Source organism: Micromonospora sp. NPDC047738 (assembly GCF_040642675.1).
Classification (GTDB): domain Bacteria; phylum Actinomycetota; class Actinomycetes; order Mycobacteriales; family Micromonosporaceae; genus Micromonospora.
Window position 1 is genome coordinate 35365 of the sequence record NZ_JBEYSO010000005.1, and the last position, 19807, is coordinate 55171.

The window sequence follows — 19807 nt, forward strand, 5'->3', positions numbered from 1 at the left end:
AGGCCCGGCTCACTCCTCGCGCTCACGGCCGGTCTCCCGTCGTGGCTGTGCCGGAGCGGAGCGCCTCGGTCAGCTCGGGCGCGGCGACCGGGTCGGACATCGCGGTGAGGATCCGTCGGGGCGGGGTGAACGGCTCCCGGGCGTGCGCGGCGAGCATGTTCTCCACCAGCAGCACGTCGCCGCGCCGCCACTCGAAGGAGCGGGTCTCGGCGGCGTACGCCGCCCGCAGCTCGGCCAGCACCTCGTCGGGGATGGGCGTGCCGTCCCCGTACGCGGTCTGGTAGGGCAGGTCCTCCTCGTCGAGGGCGGCCCGCAGGCCGGCGCTGACGTCCTCGGGCAGGGAGGTGACGTGGAAGAACAGCGCGTGGTTGAACCAGGTCCGCTCTCCGGTGACCGGGTGGCGGCGTATCGCCGGGCGGACCTGCCGGGTGCGCAGCTGCTGGTCGCTGACCCATTCCACGTCGATCAGCGCCCGGGCGCAGTACGCCTCGACGTCCTCGCGCCGCTCGGTCTGGAACGCGGTCTGCCAGGAGAGGCTGATGCCGGGCAGGTAGTTGCGCCGGTAGAGCACCCCGCGCCGCTCGAACTCGGCGACCGTCTCCGGACGGAGCCGGGCGAGCACCCGGCGGCTGTCGGCCAGCGGAGTGCGCCCGCCGGCGGCCGGCGCCACCTCGCAGTGGAAGACGATGCGCAGCGGCCAGTTCACCGTGTACGACTGCTCGTTGTGCAGCACGATCGGCTGGTCGGCGGGGTGCTCGGTGGAGGTGTACACCCCCTCGGTGACCTTGCTGCGCGGCGAGGAGCGTTCGCCGTAGGAGAGCACGTCGCCGGAGACGGCGGCCATCACGGTGCGGAAGTCGTCCGGGCCGGCCACGGCGAAGCCGCGGAACAGCACGGCTCCGGCCCGGCGGGCCAGTTCGTCGACGTCGTCGCGGTGGCCGGCCAGCCAGCCGGCCAGGTCGATGTCGGGCACGTTGGCCTGCACCAGCGCCGGCAGCGGGCCGCCGGGCCAGTCGGGCCGCACGTCCACCAGGTTCCGGTCGCGGCCGCGACGGGGGATGGTCCGCGCGACCCGGGTCTGCTCACTCATCTTTCGCTCCAAAGGTGTCGGCGCAGTCGGCCAGACTGCGCCGGGGGTCGGCGGCGGCGGTACGCAGCAGCGCGGTGAACCGCCGGTGCCACGCGACCACTCCGTCGTGGTCGAACAGGTCGGTGCGGTAGGTCCAGAGCGCCTCCAGCCCGTCCCGCCGCTCGTCGAGCCAGAGGGTCAGGTCGAGCCGGGCGGTGTCCGGGGTCAGTTCCACGCCGGTGAACTCCCCGGCCGCGCCGTGATGCCGGGCCGGCGGGGCGTTCTGCACGCCGAAGGCGACCTGGACGAGGGGGTTGCGGTGCGGCCGGCGGGTGGGCCGCAGCCGCTCCACCAGCAGGTCGAACGGGACGTCCTGGTGGGCCGCGGCGAACAGGGTGACCCGGCGGGCCTCGTCGAGCAGGTCGGCGAAGCGGCGGTCGGGGGCGGGCCGCAGCCGCAGCGGCAGGGTGTTGACGTAGCAGCCGACGCTCTGCTCGGCGACGACGCTGGTCCGGCCGGCGAACGCGACGCCGACCAGCAGGTCGTGCCGGCCGGTGGCGGTGCCGAGCAGGGCGGCGAAGGCGGCCAGCCCGACCATGTGCAGGCTGACCCGCTCGGCCCGGGCCAGGTCCCGCGCGGCCGCGGCGGTGTCGGCGTCCACCCGGGTCCGCAGCGCGGCACCGGACGCGGCGTGCTGGCCCGGACGCGCGACGGGCGGCGCGGGCTGACCCGGCCGGGGCGGGGCCGCGGGCAGGTCGAGCAGGTCGGGCGCGCCGCGCAGCTCGTCGAGCACGTCGGCCACCGCCTGCCGTCCGGCCGGCCCGGCCAGCCAGTTCCGTTCGGCCAGGGCGAGCGCCGCCGGGCCGACCGCCGGGGGTTGCCGGACCGCCGCGTCGGCTGCCTCGGCGTCGTACGCGCGGGCCAGGTCCCGCACGATCACGTCGAAGGACCAGTCGTCGCAGACGATGTGGTGGACGACCAGCAGCAGCGCCACCGCGTGGCCGGTGTCGTCCGATACCAGCTGGGCGCGCAGCAGCGGGCCGCTGGCCAGGTCCATCGGTGACCGGGTGGCTGCGGCGGCGAGCCGGGTGAGCCGGTCGTCGAGCGGCGTGCCCGCCTCGGGCGGCGTGACGACCGGTGCCACGTCCGGGGTGGGGTGGAGGTGCTGCACCGGCCCGTCGGGTCCGGAGGGGAACGTCGTGCGCAGGGCCGGATGCCGGTCGACCACTCGACGCAGCGCCCGGGCCAGCCGGTCCGGGTCCAGCGGCGTGGCGAACCGGATCGCGAAGGCGAGCAGGTAGGAGGTGTCGTCCGGGTCGAGTTGGTGCAGGAACCAGAGCCGGGTCTGCGCGGCGGACAGCGGGGCGGGGCCGGCCGGCGCCGGGGCGGGCGGCGCGCTGACCGGCGGCGGGTCGGTGGTCAGCCCGTCGAGGTGGGCGGCCAGCGCGGCGAGGGTCGGGTGGGTGAAGAGGTCGGCGGGTCGGACCGGCCGGCCGGTCGCGGCGGCGAGCCGGGTGGCGCAGCGGACCGCGAGCAGGGAGTCGCCGCCGAGGGCGAGGAAGTCGCTGTCGGCGCCGGGGACGGGTACGCCGAGCACCTCGCGCCACACGGCGGCCACCGCGCCGGCCGTCCCGGGCAGCGGTCCGGCGTCGGGTGCGGTGTCGTTGCCGAGGGTGGGGGCGGGCAGGGCGGCGCGGTTCACCTTGCCGTTGGGCAGGGTGGGCAGCCGGTCCAGCCAGACCAGGGTTGCGGGGACCAGGGGCGCGGGCAGCACCTCGGCCAGCCGGGCGCGTACGTCGTCGCGTCGCTCGCCGACCAGGTAGCCGACGAGCAGCGGATCACCGCTCGGTCCTTCCCGTACGGCGGCGGTCGCTTCGCGGACCCCGGGCAGGCCGGCGAGGCGGGCGGAGACCTCGCTCAGCTCGATCCGGTAGCCCCGCAGCTTCACCTGGTCGTCGAGCCGACCCAGGTAGGCCAGCTGCCCGTCCGGTCGCAGCCGGACCCGGTCGCCGGTGCGGTACATCCGCTCGCCGGGCCGGAACGGGTCGGGCAGGAACCGGGCCTGGGTCTCCTCCGGCCGGTCGAGGTAGCCGCGGGCCAGGCCCGCCCCGGCCAGGTAGAGCTCGCCCGGATCGCCCGGCGGGACCGGCTGCCCGTCCGGGTCGAGGACGTAGGCGCGGGTCTGCGGCAGGGGGCGGCCGATCGGCGGGTCTCCGCTGTCCGGTGGCACCTCCGCCCAGGTGGAGTAGGTGGTGTCCTCGGACGGGCCGTAGAGGTTGCACAACCGGCGTACGTGCGGGCGGGACCACACCCGGGCGGCCAGCGCGGCGGTGAGCGGCTCGCCGGCCAGGCAGACGGTGCGCACGCGCCGCGGTAGGGCGCCGGCGGTGAGCAGTTCGCCCATCGCGGAGGGGACGGTGTTGACCAGGGTGACGGGCAGCCGGTCCGCCCCGGGGGCGGCGAGGGCCAGCACGTTGTCGACGAGCAGCACCCGGCCGCCCCAGCAGAGCGGGGCGAAGATCTCGAAGATGGACAGGTCGAAGCAGACGGAGGTGGCGGCGAGCAGGCCGCCCAGTTCGGCGTCGTCGAAGGCCTGCCGGGCCCAGTGCATGAGCAGCGAGGCCGACCGGTGTTCGATGGCCACGCCCTTGGGTCGCCCGGTGGAGCCGGAGGTGTAGATGACGTACGCCAGGTCCGCCGGCGTGGCCGGCACCGCCGGGTCGGTGCTGTCCTCGGCCGGGTCGAGCCGGTCGACCAGGATCGCGGTGTCGGGGAACCGGTCGGCGAGGTCGGAGTGGGTCAGCACCAGCCGCACGCCGGAGTCGGCGGTCATGAACGCCACCCGGGCCGGCGGGTAGGCCGGGTCCAGCGGGACGTAGCAGGCGCCGGCCTTGAGCACGGCGAGCAGGGCGACCACCAGCTCGGGCGTGCGCGGCAGGCAGACGCCGACGCGTTCCTCCCGGGTCACCCCGCGCTGCAGCAGCACCCGGGCCAGCCGGTTCGCGGCGTCGTCGAGCTCCCGGTAGGACAGCGTACGGTCGGTGTGCCGTACCGCCTCCGCGTCGGGGGTGCGTGCGGCCTGCGCCGCCACCATCCGGTGCAGGCAGTCCGCGGCAGGCGCCGCGCCGCTCGGGCGCCGGCCCGCGGCCCGGCGGGTGGGGCCGGCGGGTCGGGTGGGTGCGCTCACCGGCGTGGACCTCCGCTCTGGTGCAGCGCGAGCTGGCGGTCGGCGGCCTCCTGCAGGCGGTCCTTGTCGGCGAGGATGACGGCGCCGGGGTCGTTGTCGGGCAGTTCGTCCTCGACGTTGCGGATCGGTCGGTAGGCGATGCCGACGGCGGCGAGGGCGAGGGAACAGAGTCCGGCCACGATCGCCGCGACGGCCATGCCGCGACCCGGTCCGGTGCCGACCACGGCGGCCAGCGCACCGTCGGGCGACACCATCGGGGCGAAGACGTGCTCCGCGAGCGGGCCGGCGGTGAGGAAACCGGCCGGCACCATCAGCCAGGACAGCATCTGGCCCATGGACAGGACCCGTCCCTGCAGCTCCAGCCCCACCTTGGCCTGCACGATGGCCAGCCAGTGCGTGTTCACCAGCGCGGTGGCCAGGCCCATGCCGAACAGGCCGAGGGTCGGGAACAGCGGGCTCGGGTGCAGGCCGACGGTGAGCAGTGACGCGCCGAGAAGCACGACGCTGGCCAGGATGCCGGTGGTACGCCGAGCCGTGCCGCCCCACACGCCCATGAGGACCGAGCCGACGAGCATGCCGACCCCGCTCGCGGCGAGCACCCGGCCCAGTACGGCCGGGTCGCCGAACGACAGGGTCAGCGGGGTGACCAGGACCTCGACCATCGAGAAGAAGTAGTTCAGCGACGCGGTCAGCACGACCAGCGCCACCAGGCCGTGCCGGCGGATGATGAACCGCCAGCCGCCGAGGATCTCCCGCAGGAACGGCTCCTCGCGCCGGACGAACAGGGTGTCCGGGAAGCGGACCGACAGGGTGACGGTGACCGCGACGGCGAAGGTGAGCAGGTCGATGACGACGATCCCGCGCAGCCCGACGGCGATCACCAGCGCGCCGCCGACCAGCGGCGCCAGCACGGTGCTCGTCGCCGTGCCGAGGGAGACGATGCCGTTGGCGCGCCCGTAGTACCGCTTCGGTACGAGTTGGGTGACGGCCGCCAGGTAGGCGGGTTGCTGGAAGGCGGTCGCCACCGCGGTGACGGTGATGGCGGTGAACACGTGCCACAGCTGGAGTTGCCCCAACCACAGCAGAAGGGCGAGGCTCACGGTGCCGGCGGCGGCCAGGGTGTCCGCGAGGACCATGATCCGCCGTCGGTCCCACCGGTCCGCCAGCGCGCCGGCGATGGGGGAGAGGACCACGGCGGGCAGCAGCGCCAGGACGGTGGCCGTGGCGAACAGCGAGACCGACCGGGTCTGCTGGTAGACCCACAGGCTCATGCCGAAGCCGGTCAGTCCGCTGCCGATGAGCGAGACGAGTTGACCGATCGCGATCAGGTAGAACACCGTCAGGCTGGGCATCGTCCGGCGTGCGGCGGGCCGGTGGGCGGGCGGTGCGGCCGAGACGGCAGCGACGTGTTCCGGCTGCTCGGGTAGCGGCGGGGGCGCGGCGTCGGTTTCCAGGGCGTCGGCCCGCGGCGGAGCTGCTGCGGTCGGCGCGCCGCAGTTCGCCAGGATGATGCTCGCCAGCTCGCCCGGCTGGTGCTTGGCGAAGTAGTGGCCGGCGCCGTCGATGACCTCCAGCGACACCCGGTCGGAGAAGAACTCCCACTCCAGGTACCGCTCCTGGTACAGCTCGGTGGCGCGGTCGCCGCTGCCGACGACGCAGACGAGCGGGGCCGACAGTTTCCGGGGCAGGCCGTTGGCGTAGACGTCGGTGTAGTAGTCCTCGCCGGCCGCGGAGTCGGCCAGGACCACGCGCATGACGAAGTCCTTCTCGTTCTCGTCGAAGACCTCGGTGAAGAAGCCCATGGCGCGCAGCGCTTCCAGGGTCCGCCGCTTCGACGTCCAGCGTTCCAGCGGGAACCACCGGCGCAGCCAGGTGAACAGCCGGCCGGGCAGTCTCGGGGCGGGGAAGTGGGCGCCGATGACCACCCCGGTCAGGTCGACGCCGGCTGCTTCGAGCCGGCGGGCCAGCTCCACCGCTTCGGCGCCGCCCACGCAGTGCCCGTACACCGCCACCGGGCCCTTGATGCCGTCGAGGACCTCGGTAACGCAGCGGTCCACCAGCTCGTCCAGGCCCAGCAGGGGTTCGTCCGGGCGGTTCAGGTCGTGGCCGGGCCGTTCCAGCGCGTACAGGGACACCCCCGGTGGGAGGGCGTCGGCGAGGGGCTGGAAGGTGATCGCGCTGCCGCCGCCGAACGGTACGCACAGCAGCGTCAGCTGCGTCGGCGTCGCCGGTCGGGACGGGGTCAGCTCGTGCAGCAGCCGCCCGGCGGAGCCGCCGGTCGCGTCCAGGTGCTCGGTCAGCGACCGGATCGTCGGGTAGCGGAACAGGTCGAGGACGCTGATCGCCGGGTCGTTCCCCGCCAGCGCCTTGATGGCCTTGAAGGAGTCGCCGCCGAGGTCGAAGAAGTCGTCGTCGATGCCGACGCTGTCGTAGCCGAGCACCGCCGCCCACCGTTCGGCCAGGGCCTTCCGCAGCGGGGTGTCCGGTGGGGTGGCGCCGACGGTGGCGCTGCCGCGTCGGGGCGCGGGCAGGGCCGCGCGGTCGACCTTGCGGTTGGCGTTGAGCGGCATGCGGTCGAGCACCACGAAGGCGGACGGCACCATGTAGTCCGGCAGGCAGGTGCGGGCGAAGGCCCGCCACGGCGCCGGGTCGGCGTCGAAGTCGGCGGTGACGTCCGGCGTCGCCCCCTGAGTCGCGTCCGGGTCGGGTTCCGCTGCGGTGGTCAGGGTCAGGTAGGCCGTGATCGTCTTCTCACCCTCGTCCTCGCGGACCACGACGGCGGTGTCGCGTACCAACGGGTGGCGGCGCAGCACCGCCTCGATCTCGCCGAGTTCGATGCGGAATCCGCGCACCTTAACCTGCGAGTCGCTGCGACCGACGAACTCGATGCGGCCGTCGGCCAGGTAGCGGCCGAGGTCGCCGGTACGGTACAGCCGGCCGCCGCCGTTCGGGTCCGGCACGAACCGCTGCGCGGTCAGCGCCGGGTCGCCGTGGTAGTCGCGGGCCAGTCCCGCCCCGCCGAGGTACAGCTCACCGAGGACGCCCACGGGGGCGGGGGACAGCTGCGGGTCGAGCACGTAGATCCGCATGTTGCCGATCGGGCGGCCGATGGTGAGGTGCGTGCAGCCGGGCTCGATGCGTTCCATGGTGGACCAGACGGCGGCCTCGGTCGGACCATAGAGGTTCCACAGCGCGCCGACCCGTTCGGCCAGTTGTCGGGCCAGCGGCGCGGACACCGCCTCGCCGCCGCACCCGGCCGTCAGGCCGGGCAGTCCGGTCCAGCCGGACTCGATCAGCAGCCGCCAGGTGGCCGGGGTGCCCTGAGCCAGGGTGACCCCTTCCGTGGCGAGCAGCTCGGCCAGTCGAGTCGCGTCGTAGGCGACGTCGCGGCCCACCATCAGCATCCGGGCGCCGACCACGAGGGGCAGGAACAGCTCCGGTACGGACATGTCGAAGGCGAAGCTGGCCATCGCGAGCATGGTGCCGTCGGCGGTCAGACCCGGCCGTTCACGCATGGCGGCCAGCGTGTTGACGACGGCGCCGTGCGTCACCCGTACGCCCTTGGGGCGCCCCGTCGACCCGGACGTGTAGATCACGTACGCGAGGTCGTCCGGACCGGCGAGGGGCTCGGGGTCGGTGTCCGGCTCGGTGGCCAGGGACGCCTGGCCGCTGTGCAACACCTCGCCGGCGTACCCGGCGAACCGGTCGGCGAGGTCCGCCTCGGTGACCAGGACCGGGGCGGAGCTGTCCGTCAGCACGTACCGCTGCCGCTCGATCGGGTAGTCGGGGTCCACCGGGACGTACGCGCCGCCGGCCTTGAGCACGCCGACCAGGGTGACCGGCAGCTCGGGCGTGCGATTGAGGCAGACGGCGACGGTGACGTCCGGGCCGACGCCGGCGCGGCGCAGCCGGTGGGCGAGCCGGTTGGCCCGGGCGTTGAGCTCGGCGTAGGTGAGCGTGGTCGTCCCGAACGTCACGGCGGGCCGGTCGGGGTTCGCCGCGGCCTGGTGTTCGATCAGCTCGACGAGGGTCGGTGTCTTCCCGTCGCGCCCCCGCGTGGCCCAGCCGAGCGGGGTGGCCGTGTCGTTCCATTCGGCGACGCGGGCCAGCTCGGCGGGGGTAAGGACGGCCATTACCGCGAGCCGGACGCCGGGGTCGGCGACGGCGGCGGCGAGCAGCATCTCCAGATGCCCCATCATCCGCTCGGCGGTCGCCGCGTCGAACAGGTCGGTGTTGTACTCCAGCCGGAACCGCAGCCCCTCGGCCACCTCGTACGCGTACAGGGCGAGGTCCTGCTGGGCGATGCCCGGCTCGACAGCGAACTGGACCATCCGCAGCCCGGTGGTCCGCAGGTCCTGTTCGGGCACGTTCAGCATGTTGAACATCACCTGGAACAGCGGATTCCGGCTGAGGTCGCGGGGCGCGTCGACGAGGTCGACGAGGCGCTCGAACGGCACCTCCTGGTGGTCGTACGCGCCCAGCGCCGTGCGCCGCACCTGCGTGAGCAGCTCGTCGAAGGTCCAGTCGCCGTCGACGACGGTGCGCAACGGCAGCATGTTGACGAAGAAGCCGACCATCGGTTCGAGCTCCGCGCGGACCCGCCCGGCGACCGGGGTGCCGACACAGATGTCGGCCTGACCGGTGTAGCGCCAGAGCAGGGCCTTCAGCGCGGCCAGCACGGTCATCGCCAGCGTGGCGCCTCGGGCCTGGCTGAAGCGGCGCAGTTCGTCGGCCGTCTGCGGGGGCAGGATGAGGGTGCTGACCGCGCCGTCGAACGTCTGCATGGGCGGCCGCGGCCGGTCGGTGGGCACCTCCAGGACGCTGGCCACGCCGTCGAGTTGCCGGCGCCAGTACCGCATGTCGTCGCTGTCGGTGTCCGCCATCCGGTTGCGCTGCCAGCGCGCGTAGTCGCCGTACTGGATGGCCAGTTCGGGCAGCGGCGAGGGGCGGGCGTCGAGGACGGCGTCGTAGAGCGTGGCCAGCTCGCCGGCGATGATGCCGAGGGACCACCCGTCGGAGACGTTGTGGTGCATGGTCAGCGACAGCACGTGCCGGTCGTCGGCGATGCGGAGCAGCACGGCCCGGAACAGCGGCCCGCGGGCCAGCTCGAACGGACGTCTGACGTCGGCGGCGAGAGCCTGGTGCACCCACGGCGGCACCGCGTCGGCGACCGCGGACTCCACGATGCTGCGGGTACCCCCGAGCGGGTCCGTCTCCGCGCCGGCCGGCGCGGACCTGATCGGCAGCTCGACCGGGCCGGGCGGCAGCACCTCCTGAACCGGGTCGCCGTCGGGGCCGAGCGGGAAGACGGTACGCAGCGACTCGTGCCGCCGGACCAGCTCCGCGAGGGCGCCGCGCAGCGCGCCGACGTCGAGGGTGCCGTCCAGCAGCAGCGTGGTGCTGACGGTGTAGGCGTTCTGGTGGTACGCCTGGTCGAGGAACCACAGCCGGTGCTGCCCGGAGGACAGCGGCGCCGGACCGGTGCCGGGGTCGGTGCGGGGGATGGCCGGCGGGGCCGGCGCGGCGGCGGGCTGCTCGGCGGGAACGTCCACGGGACGGGCGGGTGCGGTGCCGGTCGCCGGCAGCGCCGCCGCGAGCTGCGCGACGGTCGGCTGCGCGAAGACCGTCTCGAGCGGCAGCGCCACGCCGAGCTGGGCCCGCAACCGTACGACGAGTTGGGTGGCGAGCAGCGAATGCCCGCCCAGCTCGAAGAAGTTGTCGAGCGCCCCGACCGGCCGGATGCCGAGCAGCTCGCTCCAGATCTCCGCCACGCACTCCTGCGTGGGCGTGTTCGGGGCGACGTAGGCAGTGCTGAGGACCGGCCGGTTGCCGGCATCGACGGGCTCGGGCGCGTCCGGCGTGGCCGGGGCGGTGGCCACCAGGGCAGGTGCGGGGTCCGCAGCGATCGTGCGCGGCACGGCGTCCACCCAGTGCCGGTGCCGTTCGAACGGGTAGCCGGGCAGGGCCAGCCGCCGGCGCGGGCCGTGGAACCGGCTCCAGTCGACCGGTACGCCGGCCAGCCACATCCGGCCGACCGCGTCGAGCATGGTGGTGACGTCGTCGGCGTCGCTGCGCGGATGCCGCATCGCCGCCACCACCTGACCGGGCTTCAGGCCCGCCAACCGGGCCAGCCCACCGAGGGCGTGCCCGGGGCCCAGCTCGGCGAGGACCACGTCCTGCTCGGCGAGCAGCGCGGCCGACTCGGCGAACCGCACCGGTTCCCGCAGGTGCCGCACCCAGTAGCCGGGATCGGTGACCTGGCCGGGGGTGACCGGGCCGCCGGTCAGGTTGGCCAGGTAGGGGTGCTCGGGTTCGGCGTAGGTGACCCGGCGGGCGTGGTCGGCGAACTCGTCGAGCACCGGGTCGAGCAGGGCGGAGTGGTAGCCGCGGGTGACCCGCAGCGGCCGGCAGTCGATGCCGTCAGCCGTCAGCCGCAGGCGAAGCTGCCCGATCGCCTCCGGGGCGCCGGACAGCACGCACAGCTCGGGGGCGTTGACGGCGGCGAGCGACACCCGGTCGTCGAGCAGCCCGGCCACCGCCGTCTCGGGCAGGCTCACCGCGAGCATCGCCCCGGCCGGGGTCCGCTCGACCAGCTCACCGCGGGCGGCCACCAGGCGCAACGCGTCGGCCAGGGAGAAGACGCCGGCGAGGCACGCGGCGACGTACTCGCCGAGGCTGTGCCCCACCATCAGGTCCGGGGTCACGCCCCGGGCGAGCAGCGCCCGGGCGAGGGCGTACTCGGTGACGAACAGCGCGGGCTGGATGAGCCGGGGCTGCGCGAGCAGCCGCTCGGCCTGCTCGGGTGCGTCGGGCGCCGGGTAGAGCAGGGTACGCAGGTCCAGCCGCAGGTCATCGCGGAGCAGCTCGGCGCACTCGTCCACCACGGCCCGGTAGGTCGGCTCCGCGCGGTACAGGCCGGCGCCCATCGCCACGTGCTGGGCGCCGTGGCCCGGGAAGGCGAACACCAGCGGTCGCCGCCCGCCCGCGTGGACGCCGGTGAACTGCCGCTGCGGCGAGTCGAGCGCGGCCAGCGCGTCGGCGCGGTCCGCCGCGACGAGGAAGCGCCGCTGACTCATCGACTGCCGCCGGCCCAGGTTGGCCGCCACGTCGGCGAGGTCCACCGCCGGGTGTGCGTCCAGCCAGTCGCGGACCTGCCCCGTCTGCCGGTCCAGCGACTCCGTCGTACGGGCCGACACAACCAGCAGCTGCGGCCCAGCGGCCGGCGTCTCCGGCGGCCCGGCGGGCGGCGTGGCGGGCGGCTCCTCCAGCACGACGTGGGCGTTCGTGCCGCCCATGCCGAACGAGCTGACCCCCGCCCGGCGAGGGCCGTCGCCGGGCCATGGGCGGGCGGTGTCGTTGAGGTAGAACGGGCTGCTCGCGAAGTCGATCGCCGGGTTGGGTCGGCTGACGTTGATCGTCGGGGGGAGCGTCCGGCGGTACAGCGCCATGACCGTCTTGATCAGGCCGGCGACACCGGCGGCGGCGTCGGTGTGCCCGATGTTGGCCTTGACGGAGCCGAGGGCGCAGAAGCCGCGGTCGTCGGTGCCGGCCCGGAACGCCTCGGTCAGCGCGGTCACCTCGATGGGGTCGCCGAGGCTGGTGCCCGTCCCGTGGGCCTCCACGTAGCTCAGCGAACGGGGGTCCACGCCGGCCGTCGCGAGGGCGCTGCTGATCACCTCGACCTGGCCGTCGACTGCCGGCGCCGTGTACCCGGTGCGGCGCGCCCCGTCGTTGTTGATGGCGGAACCGCGGATCACCGCGTAGACGGTGTCGTTGTCCGCGACGGCGTCCTCGAGTCGCTTGAGTGCGACGATCCCGACGCCACTGGATTCGATGCTGCCGCGCGCGTCCGCGCTGAACGGGCGGCAGTGCCCGTCGGGGGAGTAGATCCCACCGTCGTGGTAGAGGTAGCCGCGTCGCTGCGCGGGGAAGATGCTGACGCCACCGGCCAGGACCAGGTCGGATTCGCCGGTCAGCAGGCTCTGCCGGCCGAGGTGCACGGCCACCAGCGAGGTCGAGCAGGCGGTGGCGACGGTGACGGCGGGACCGGTGAGGTCGAGCTTGTAGGCGACCCGGCTGAGCAGGAAGTCCTTGTCGTTGCCGAGGGACAGTTGGTGCTCGCCGAGAGCGCTCATCAGCTCGGGGTGGCTGCTCAGATGGTCGAGCAGGTAGCTGCTGCGACCCGACCCGGCGAACAGGCCGATCCGGCCGGGGTGGCCGGATGGGTCGTAGCCGGCGTGCTCCAGCGCGTGCCAGGCGCATTCCAGCAGGAGCCGGTGTTGCGGGTCGAGGGTCTGCGCCTCGCGGGGCGTGATGCCGAAGAAGGCCGCGTCGAACTGGTCGATGCCGGGCAGGTAGGTGCCGGCCCGGACGTACGCCGGGTCGTCGAGCCGGGTCGGGTCCGCGCCGTCGGCCAGCATCTCCTCGACGGTGAACTCCTGGACCGACTCCACGCCGGTCCGGATGTTGTGCCAGTACTCGTCGAGGCTCCGGGCGCCGGGGAAGCGGCAGGCCATGCCGACGACGGCGATCAGGCCGCTGGGCTGCCCGGTGTCGTCGCTCGCGCCGGCGTGTGCGACGCGGGCCGGCGCGGGGCGTGGGGCGGCCGGGGCGGTCGCCGTCCCGGTGGTGGCGTTGGTGAGGAACACCGCCAGCGACTCGACGGTGGGGTTCCGGAACAGGTCGGTGACCGTGACGACGTCGCCGAGCCGTGCGCGCAGCCGCTCGAGGACGGCCAGCAGGCGCATCGAGTGGCCGCCGAGGTCGAAGAAGTTGTCCCGCACCCCGACCCGGTCGACCCCGAGCACGTCGCGCCACACGTCCACGACCAGCCGTTCGAGGCGGATCCGGGTGGCGTCCCACTGGACCGGGCCGGGGCCGGCAGGCGCAGGTCGTTCGGCTGTGCCCGGCTGGTCCTGCTGAGGCGCGAGGCGCTGTCGCGGCAGGTCCGGTGCGCGACCGGGGGCGGGCAGTGCGGCCGTGTCCACCTTGCCGTTGCCCGTCAGCGGCAGCGCGTCGAGGAAGACGAACGCGGCGGGAACCATGTATGACGGCAGGTCGGCGGCGAGGGCCGCCCGGAGGACCCCGTCGTGGCCGGTGTTCGCGACGCCCGCCACGTACGCGACGAGCTGCGGGTCGTCGGGGTCGTCCCGGCGCAGCTGCACCGTCACGTCGCTGTCCGGCAGGTGCCGCCGGACGGCCGCCTCGATCTCGCCGCACTCGATGCGGTAGCCACGCAGCTTGACCTGGTTGTCGGTGCGGCCCAGGTATTCGAGGTTCCCGTCCGGGCGCATGCGCACCAGGTCGCCGGTGCGGTACAGCCGCGCGCCCGGGACGGACGAGAACGGGTCCGGGACGAACCGCTCGGCGGTCAGCTTCGGCTGGTGCAGGTAGCCGCGCGCCACGCCGGCTCCGCCGACGTGCAGCTCGCCGACCACGCCCGCCGGGACCGGGTTCCCCCACGTGTCGAGCACGTACAGCTCGGTGTTGGCGATCGGCCGGCCGATGGGGACCGAGCCGTCGCCCGGGGTGGCCGGGTCGACCTCGTACGCGGCGCAGCCGACCACGGTCTCCGTCGGCCCGTACTCGTTGACCAGCGCGGTGCCGGGGGCGTGGGCCCGCCAGGGCGCCACCTGGTCGGCGCGCAGGTTCTCCCCGCCGATGACGAAGCACCGGGTGCGGCCGGCCAGCTCGGCGGGGCGGAGCTGGTGGTTGACCAGGTCGAGCTGCGCCGGGGTGATCTTGACCAGCCCGAACGGCGTCCGCTGCCGGCGCAGCGCCTCGCCCAGCGCCTCCGGGCCGAGGTGTTCGCCGATCATCAGGACGGTGGCGCCGCTGGTCAGCGGGACCAGCAGGCTCGTGACGGTCAGGTCGAACCCGATCGACGAGTGCAGCGGCACGGTGTCCCCGGGCTGCAGCCGGTAGGCCTGGGCCGCCCAGCGTACGTAGTTGCAGACGCCGCGGTGGGTGACCATGACGCCCTTGGGGCGGCCGGTGGACCCGGAGGTGTAGATGACGTACGCGAGGTCGTCCGCCGACTGCTTCGGCCGTCGCCGCGGCCGCCGCTTCGGCCCACCGCCCGACCTGCCGTTGCCACGACCAGGCTCGGGCTGCGTAGCCGGGGTGTCCAGAGCCGGCACCAGCAGCGCCGTGTCGTCGGGCACCAGGTGCGCCAGCTCGGCGCAGGTGAGGACGACCGGGGCGGCCGTGTCGGCGAGCAGATAGCGCAGCCGGGCGGGCGGGTTGCCCGGATCCATGGGCACGTAGGCCGCGCCGGTCTTCAGCACGGCGAGGACCGCCACGGCGAACGGGACCGCGCGTGGCAGCAGCACGCCCACCAGGCCGCCGATGCCGACGCCCCGCTGGCGCAACGTCTCCGCCAGTGCCTCGGCCCGCGTGTGCAGCTCGTGATAGGTCAGCGCGGTGTCGCCGTCGGTCACCGCCACGCCGTCGGGGGTCCGGCGCGCCTGCTGCTCGATCAGCACGTGGACCAGGTCGTCCGGCTCGGCGGGGGTGGCGGTGCGGTTCCACTCCGCGACGAGCTGCCGGGACTCGCCCGGGGTGAGCATCGCGGCCGCGCCGACCGGCGCGCCCGGGTCGGCCACCAGCGACCGCAGCAGCGTCTGGAAGTGTCCGGCGAGGCGGACCATGGCGTCGTCGTCGAACAGCTCGGTGCGGTACTCCAGCACGGTCCGCACGCCGTCGGCGTTCTCCCGTACCGAGACGGTGAGGTCGAACTTGGCCGTCGTGCCGGGCACCTCGAGCGGGGTGACCTCGAGGCCGTCGAGGCGCGGGGGTGCGGCCTCGCGGCCGTACACGAACATCACCTGGAACAGCGGGGTGAAGCCGGGCCGGCGGGCCGGTCGCAGCGACTCGAGCAGCGCCTCGAAGGGAAGCGCCTCGTTGCTCAGGCCCTCGAGGACCGCGGTACGCACCCGGTCGAGCAGCGTCTCGAACGACGGGTTGTCGTCCAGCCGGGCGCGGATGGCGACGGTGTTCAGCAGCAGCCCGACGAGTTTCTGCGCCTCGGGCCGCTGCCGGTTGGCCGTCGGCGTGCCCACCACGATGTCGCGCTGCCCCGTCCAGCGGGCCAGCAGCACCTGCACCACGGCGAGCATGACCATGTACGGGGAGACGCCCAGCCGGTGGCACAGCGCCATCAGCGCCTCGGTGGGCACGTCCAGCGGGACCGACAGGGTGGACCCCGCGCTGGACGGCACGGCGGGCCGTGGCCCGCGGGTGGGCAGTTCGAGGACGGCGGGCGCGTCCGCGAGCTGGTCGCGCCAGTATGCGCGCTGGGCGGCCGCCTCCGCACCGCCGAGCCAGTCGTGCTGCCACGCCGCGTGGTCGTGGTAGTCGACGTCGACCGGGTCAAGGTCCGCCGGCTGCCCGGTGCGGTGTGCGGTGTAGAGCCGTTCCCACTCGTCGTGGAGGATGCTCACCGACCACTCGTCGACGGCGACGTGGTGCAGCGTCAGCAGGAGCACGTGCTCCTCCGGCGCGCAGCGCAGCAGGCTGGCCCGCAGTACCGGACCGTGTTCCAGGTCGAGCGGGATGCGCGCCTCGGCGTCGAGCCGGGCCCGCAGCTCCTGGTCGCGTTGCCACGTGGGCAGCCCGCTCAGGTCGTGCACCCGCAACAGCCCCGGGCGCGGGTCGTGGACCACCTGGCGCACGCGCTGCACGGCATCGTCCGGACCCGGCGACGCGGCCGCCGCCGGCGTGAGAGTGGTGCGCAGCGCGGCGTGCCGGGCCACCAACCCGTCGAGCGTTGCCGACAGAGCCGCCACGTCCAGCGCCCCGTGCAGCCGGTACGCCAGCGGCACCAGGTAGGTGGCCGCCTCCGGGTCGAGCCGGCTCAGATACCACATCTGGCGTTGCGCGTACGAGGCCGCGATCGGGCCAACGGGGCGCTCGGAGTCGACCCGGGGCCGCGCGACGTGCGTCGCTTGCCGGGACCTCAGGACGTCGGTCATCGAGTGTGCCTTCTCTGTGCCAGCACCGGCCGGAGGAGCGCCGCCAACGCGCCGGCCCGTTCCACCAGTTGCTCGTAGTCGGGTAGGGCGAACCTGTCCATGCCGGCCGGTTGACGTGGGATGCCAGCCCTCGTGATCAGCATGTTCATGTGACAGATGTAGATCCTTGATAGGAGAAGCCCGTTTGACATCATGGCACTGATGATCTTGATTGGGGGATCCCCGGATTGTGTCGGCTGTCGATGCTTTCGGTGCCGAGGCCGTTGCACGTTCGTCTATTTTTTCGCCGGCGGCAAAGTCTCTGACTCAGAAGCTGTCGCGCGGACGATTGACCGAGTCGGGCGGCGGCCGCGGACGCGGGCAGATCGACGCCGGGCTTCCCGCTCAGGCCTACCTCGCGAGAAGTGCTTTAGTTGGGGCCATGCCCAACCCCGCGATCCTCACCGTCGACGACGACCCGGCCGTCTCCCGGGCGGTCGCCCGCGACATCCGCCGCCGCTACGGCGACCGCTACCGGGTGGTACGAGCCGACTCCGCGGAGACGGCGCTGGAGGCGCTGCGCGAGCTGAAACTGCGCGGTGAGCAGGTCGCCGTGCTGATCGCCGACTACCGGATGCCCCAGCTGACCGGCATCGAGTTCCTCGAGGCCGCCATGGATCTCTTCCCGGCGGCGCGCCGGGTGCTGCTGACCGCGTACGCCGACACCGACGCGGCGATCAACGCGATCAACGTGGTCGACCTCGATCATTACCTGCTCAAGCCCTGGCATCCGCCGGAAGAGAAGCTCTATCCGGTGCTGGACTCGCTGCTCGAGGCGTGGCAGGCCACCGCAGCGGCGCCCACCACCGACCTGCGGGTGGTCGGGCACCGCTGGTCGGCCCCCTCGTTCAAGGCGCGCGATTTCCTGGCCCGCAACCTGGTGCCGTTCCGCTGGGTGCTCGCCGACGAACCCGAGGGCGCCGAATTGCTGGCGGCGGCGGGGGTGACCGCGAACGACGTACCCCTGATCGTCACGACCGATGGCAAGTCGCTGGTGCAGCCAACCGAGGCCGACCTGGCCGCGCACGTGGGGCTGACCACGGCGCCGGCCGCGGACTTCTACGACCTGGTGGTCGTCGGGGCCGGCCCGGCCGGGCTCGGCGCCGCCGTCTACGGCGCCTCGGAGGGGCTGCGGACCGTGCTGGTCGAGCGGCGGGCCACCGGCGGGCAGGCCGGGCAGAGCAGCCGGATCGAGAACTACCTCGGTTTCCCCGATGGCGTCTCCGGTGCCCAACTGACCGACCGGGCCCGCCGGCAGGCGCTGCGGTTCGGCGCCGAACTGCTCAGCGCCCGCGAGGTGGTGGCCCTGGAGGACGCCGGGGCGGCACGCGTGCTGCGGTTCGCCGACGGCAGCAGCATCGCCACCCACACCGTCGTGCTCGCCACCGGTGTCTCGTACCGGATGCTCCCCGCGCCCGGGCTGGCGGAGCTGACCGGCCGCGGCTGCTTCTACGGCTCCGTGGCGAGCGAGGCGCCGAGCTGCTCCGGGCAGGACGTCTACATCGTGGGCGGGGCGAACTCCGCCGGCCAGGCCGCCGTGCACTTCTCCCGGTACGCCCGACGGGTGCACCTGCTGATCCGTGGCGCCGACCTGACCCGGTCGATGTCCAGCTACCTGATCGAGCAGATCGCACAGATCGACAACATCGAAGTCCACCCGAACACGGAGGTGGTCGGCGGGGCCGGCCAGGAACACCTCGAGGAGGTGACCCTGCGCGACATCCGCAGCGGCGAGGTCCGCCGTGTCGACACCTCGTGGCTGTTCGTGTTCATCGGCGCGGAGCCCCGCACCGACTGGCTCGACGGCGCGGTGGCCCGTGACCCGCGCGGGTTCGTCCTCACCGGCCCCGACCTGACGAGGGGTGGCCGCCGGCCGTCAGGCTGGAGCCTGCCGCGCGACCCGTACCACCTGGAGTCCAGCATGCCCGGGGTCTTCGCCGCCGGCGACGTACGGGCCGAATCGGTGAAGCGGGTGGCCTCGGCTGTCGGCGAGGGTGCGATGGCCGTGTCGCTCGTGCACCGCTACCTGGAGGCACAGTGACCGGCGACCCCGGGCGGCTCACCCCCGACGAGCTTCGTGGCCTCTTCCTCTTCGAGGCGCTCACCCCGCAGCAGTTGGCGCACCTGGCCGAACACGGCCGGGTCGAACAGCGCCCCGCCGGCGAGGCTGTTTACGTCGAGGGCGAGCCGGCGAGCTGCTTCTACGTGCTGCTCGCCGGCACGGTGGCGATGCGCCGCCGGGTGCAGGGCGACGACGTCGAGGTCAGCCGGACCAGCCAGCGCGGCGTGTACGGCGGGGCGATGCAGGCGTACGTCGGTGACCTGGCCGAGCAGCGGTACGCCAACAGCCTCGTCGCGGTGACCGACTGCGAGGTGTTCGCGCTGCCCGCCGAGATCATCGCCGAGGCGATGCGTACCTGGTTCCCGATGGCCACCCATCTCCTGGAGGGGCTGTTCATCGGGATGCGCAACACGCAGACCATCGTCGGCGAACGGGAGCGGCTGCTGGCGCTGGGCGCCCTCTCGGCGGGGCTGACCCACGAGCTCAACAATCCGGCGGCGGCTGCGGTCCGGGCCACTTCCGCGCTGCGCGGCCGGGTCGCGAAGATGCGCCACAAGCTCGCGCTGATCGCCGACGGTCGACTCGACGGCCGGCGCCTGCACGACCTCGTCGCCCTGCAGGAGGAGGCGGTGAAGCGGGCCGCCACCGCGCCGCCGCTGACCCCCCTCGCGGCCAGCGACGCCGAGGACGAGCTCGCCGACTGGCTCGACGACCACGGCGTCCGGGGGGCCTGGGAGGTCGCCCCGACGCTGGTCGCCGGCGGCATCGACGCGGGGTGGTTGAGCCAGGTCGACGCCGCCGTCGGCGCCGACGACCTGGAGTCGGCGATCCACTGGATCACGTACACCATCGACACCGAGCTGCTGATGGGCGAGATCGACGACGCGGTCGGCCGGATCTCCGGGCTTGTCGGGGCCGCGAAGCAGTACTCTCAGCTGGACCGCGCGCCCTACCAGACGGTCGACGTCCACGACCTGCTCGACGCCACCCTGGTCATGCTCCAGGCCAAGATCCCGTCCGGGGTGCAGGTGGTGAAGGAGTACGACGAGAACCTGCCGGCCATCCCGGCGTACGCCGCCGAGCTGAACCAGGTGTGGACCAACCTGGTCGACAACGCGCTCGGCGCGATGGGCGAAACCGGCACGCTGACGGTCAGGACCGGCCGGAAGGAGGACCGGCTGATCGTCGAGATCCGCGACACCGGCAGCGGTATTCCGCCGGAGATCCGGCCGCGCATCTTCGAACCGTTCTACACGACGAAGCCGGTCGGCGAAGGCACCGGCCTCGGCTTGGACATCTCCTACCGGATCATCGTCAACAAACACCACGGGGACATCCGGGTGCAGTCCCAGCCCGGCGACACCCGGTTCATCGTGCTGCTACCGATGAACCCGGCATAGCGTGACGTGCCGCGCGCCGCCGGCACCCATCGAAACGTGGTGCCGGCGGCGTAGCGGTTGCGGGAATCAACCCGGGAA

5 protein-coding genes are annotated in these 19807 nt (G+C 73.7%); 2 read left to right on the plus strand and 3 right to left on the minus strand.

Annotated elements, in window-relative coordinates:
• Window positions 1-22: 22 nt before the first annotated feature.
• Genes ABZ783_RS10470 through ABZ783_RS10480 form a run of 3 tightly spaced genes read right to left on the minus strand, consistent with a single transcriptional unit; the run spans window position 23 to window position 16228 of the window.
• A complete protein-coding gene (locus ABZ783_RS10470) occupies window positions 23-1090 on the minus strand; it encodes a TauD/TfdA family dioxygenase (RefSeq protein WP_357436026.1) in 1068 nt (355 codons plus the stop codon).
• Window positions 1083-4256 carry an amino acid adenylation domain-containing protein gene (locus ABZ783_RS10475; protein WP_357436028.1) on the minus strand — a complete coding sequence of 1058 codons (3174 nt, stop codon included), beginning with the start codon at window positions 4254-4256 and terminating at the stop codon, window positions 1083-1085. Before ABZ783_RS10475 ends, ABZ783_RS10470 begins: the two co-directional genes overlap by 8 nt.
• Window positions 4253-16228, minus strand: a complete 11976-nt coding sequence (locus ABZ783_RS10480) for an amino acid adenylation domain-containing protein (RefSeq protein WP_357436030.1) — start codon at window positions 16226-16228, stop codon at window positions 4253-4255. Before ABZ783_RS10480 ends, ABZ783_RS10475 begins: the two co-directional genes overlap by 4 nt.
• Window positions 16229-16649: 421 nt before the next feature.
• Between ABZ783_RS10480 and ABZ783_RS10485 the strand changes: the two genes are divergently transcribed.
• Both ABZ783_RS10485 and ABZ783_RS10490 read left to right on the plus strand, forming a co-directional pair.
• Window positions 16650-18308 carry an FAD-dependent oxidoreductase gene (locus ABZ783_RS10485; protein WP_357436031.1) on the plus strand — a complete coding sequence of 553 codons (1659 nt, stop codon included), beginning with the start codon at window positions 16650-16652 and terminating at the stop codon, window positions 18306-18308.
• On the plus strand, window positions 18305-19729 hold the full coding sequence (locus ABZ783_RS10490) for an ATP-binding protein (RefSeq protein ID WP_357436032.1): 1425 nt from the start codon (window positions 18305-18307) through the stop codon (window positions 19727-19729). The genes ABZ783_RS10485 and ABZ783_RS10490 overlap by 4 nt, the downstream gene beginning before the upstream one ends.
• Window positions 19730-19807: the final 78 nt, after the last annotated feature.

Coding starts and splice junctions, on each gene's coding strand:
- ABZ783_RS10470 (WP_357436026.1), bottom strand. CDS start 1,090: ATGAGTGAGCAGACCCGGGTCGCGCGGACCATCCCCCGTCGCGGCCGC.
- ABZ783_RS10480 (WP_357436030.1), bottom strand. CDS start 16,228: ATGACCGACGTCCTGAGGTCCCGGCAAGCGACGCACGTCGCGCGGCCC.
- ABZ783_RS10485 (WP_357436031.1), top strand. CDS start 16,650: ATGCCCAACCCCGCGATCCTCACCGTCGACGACGACCCGGCCGTCTCC.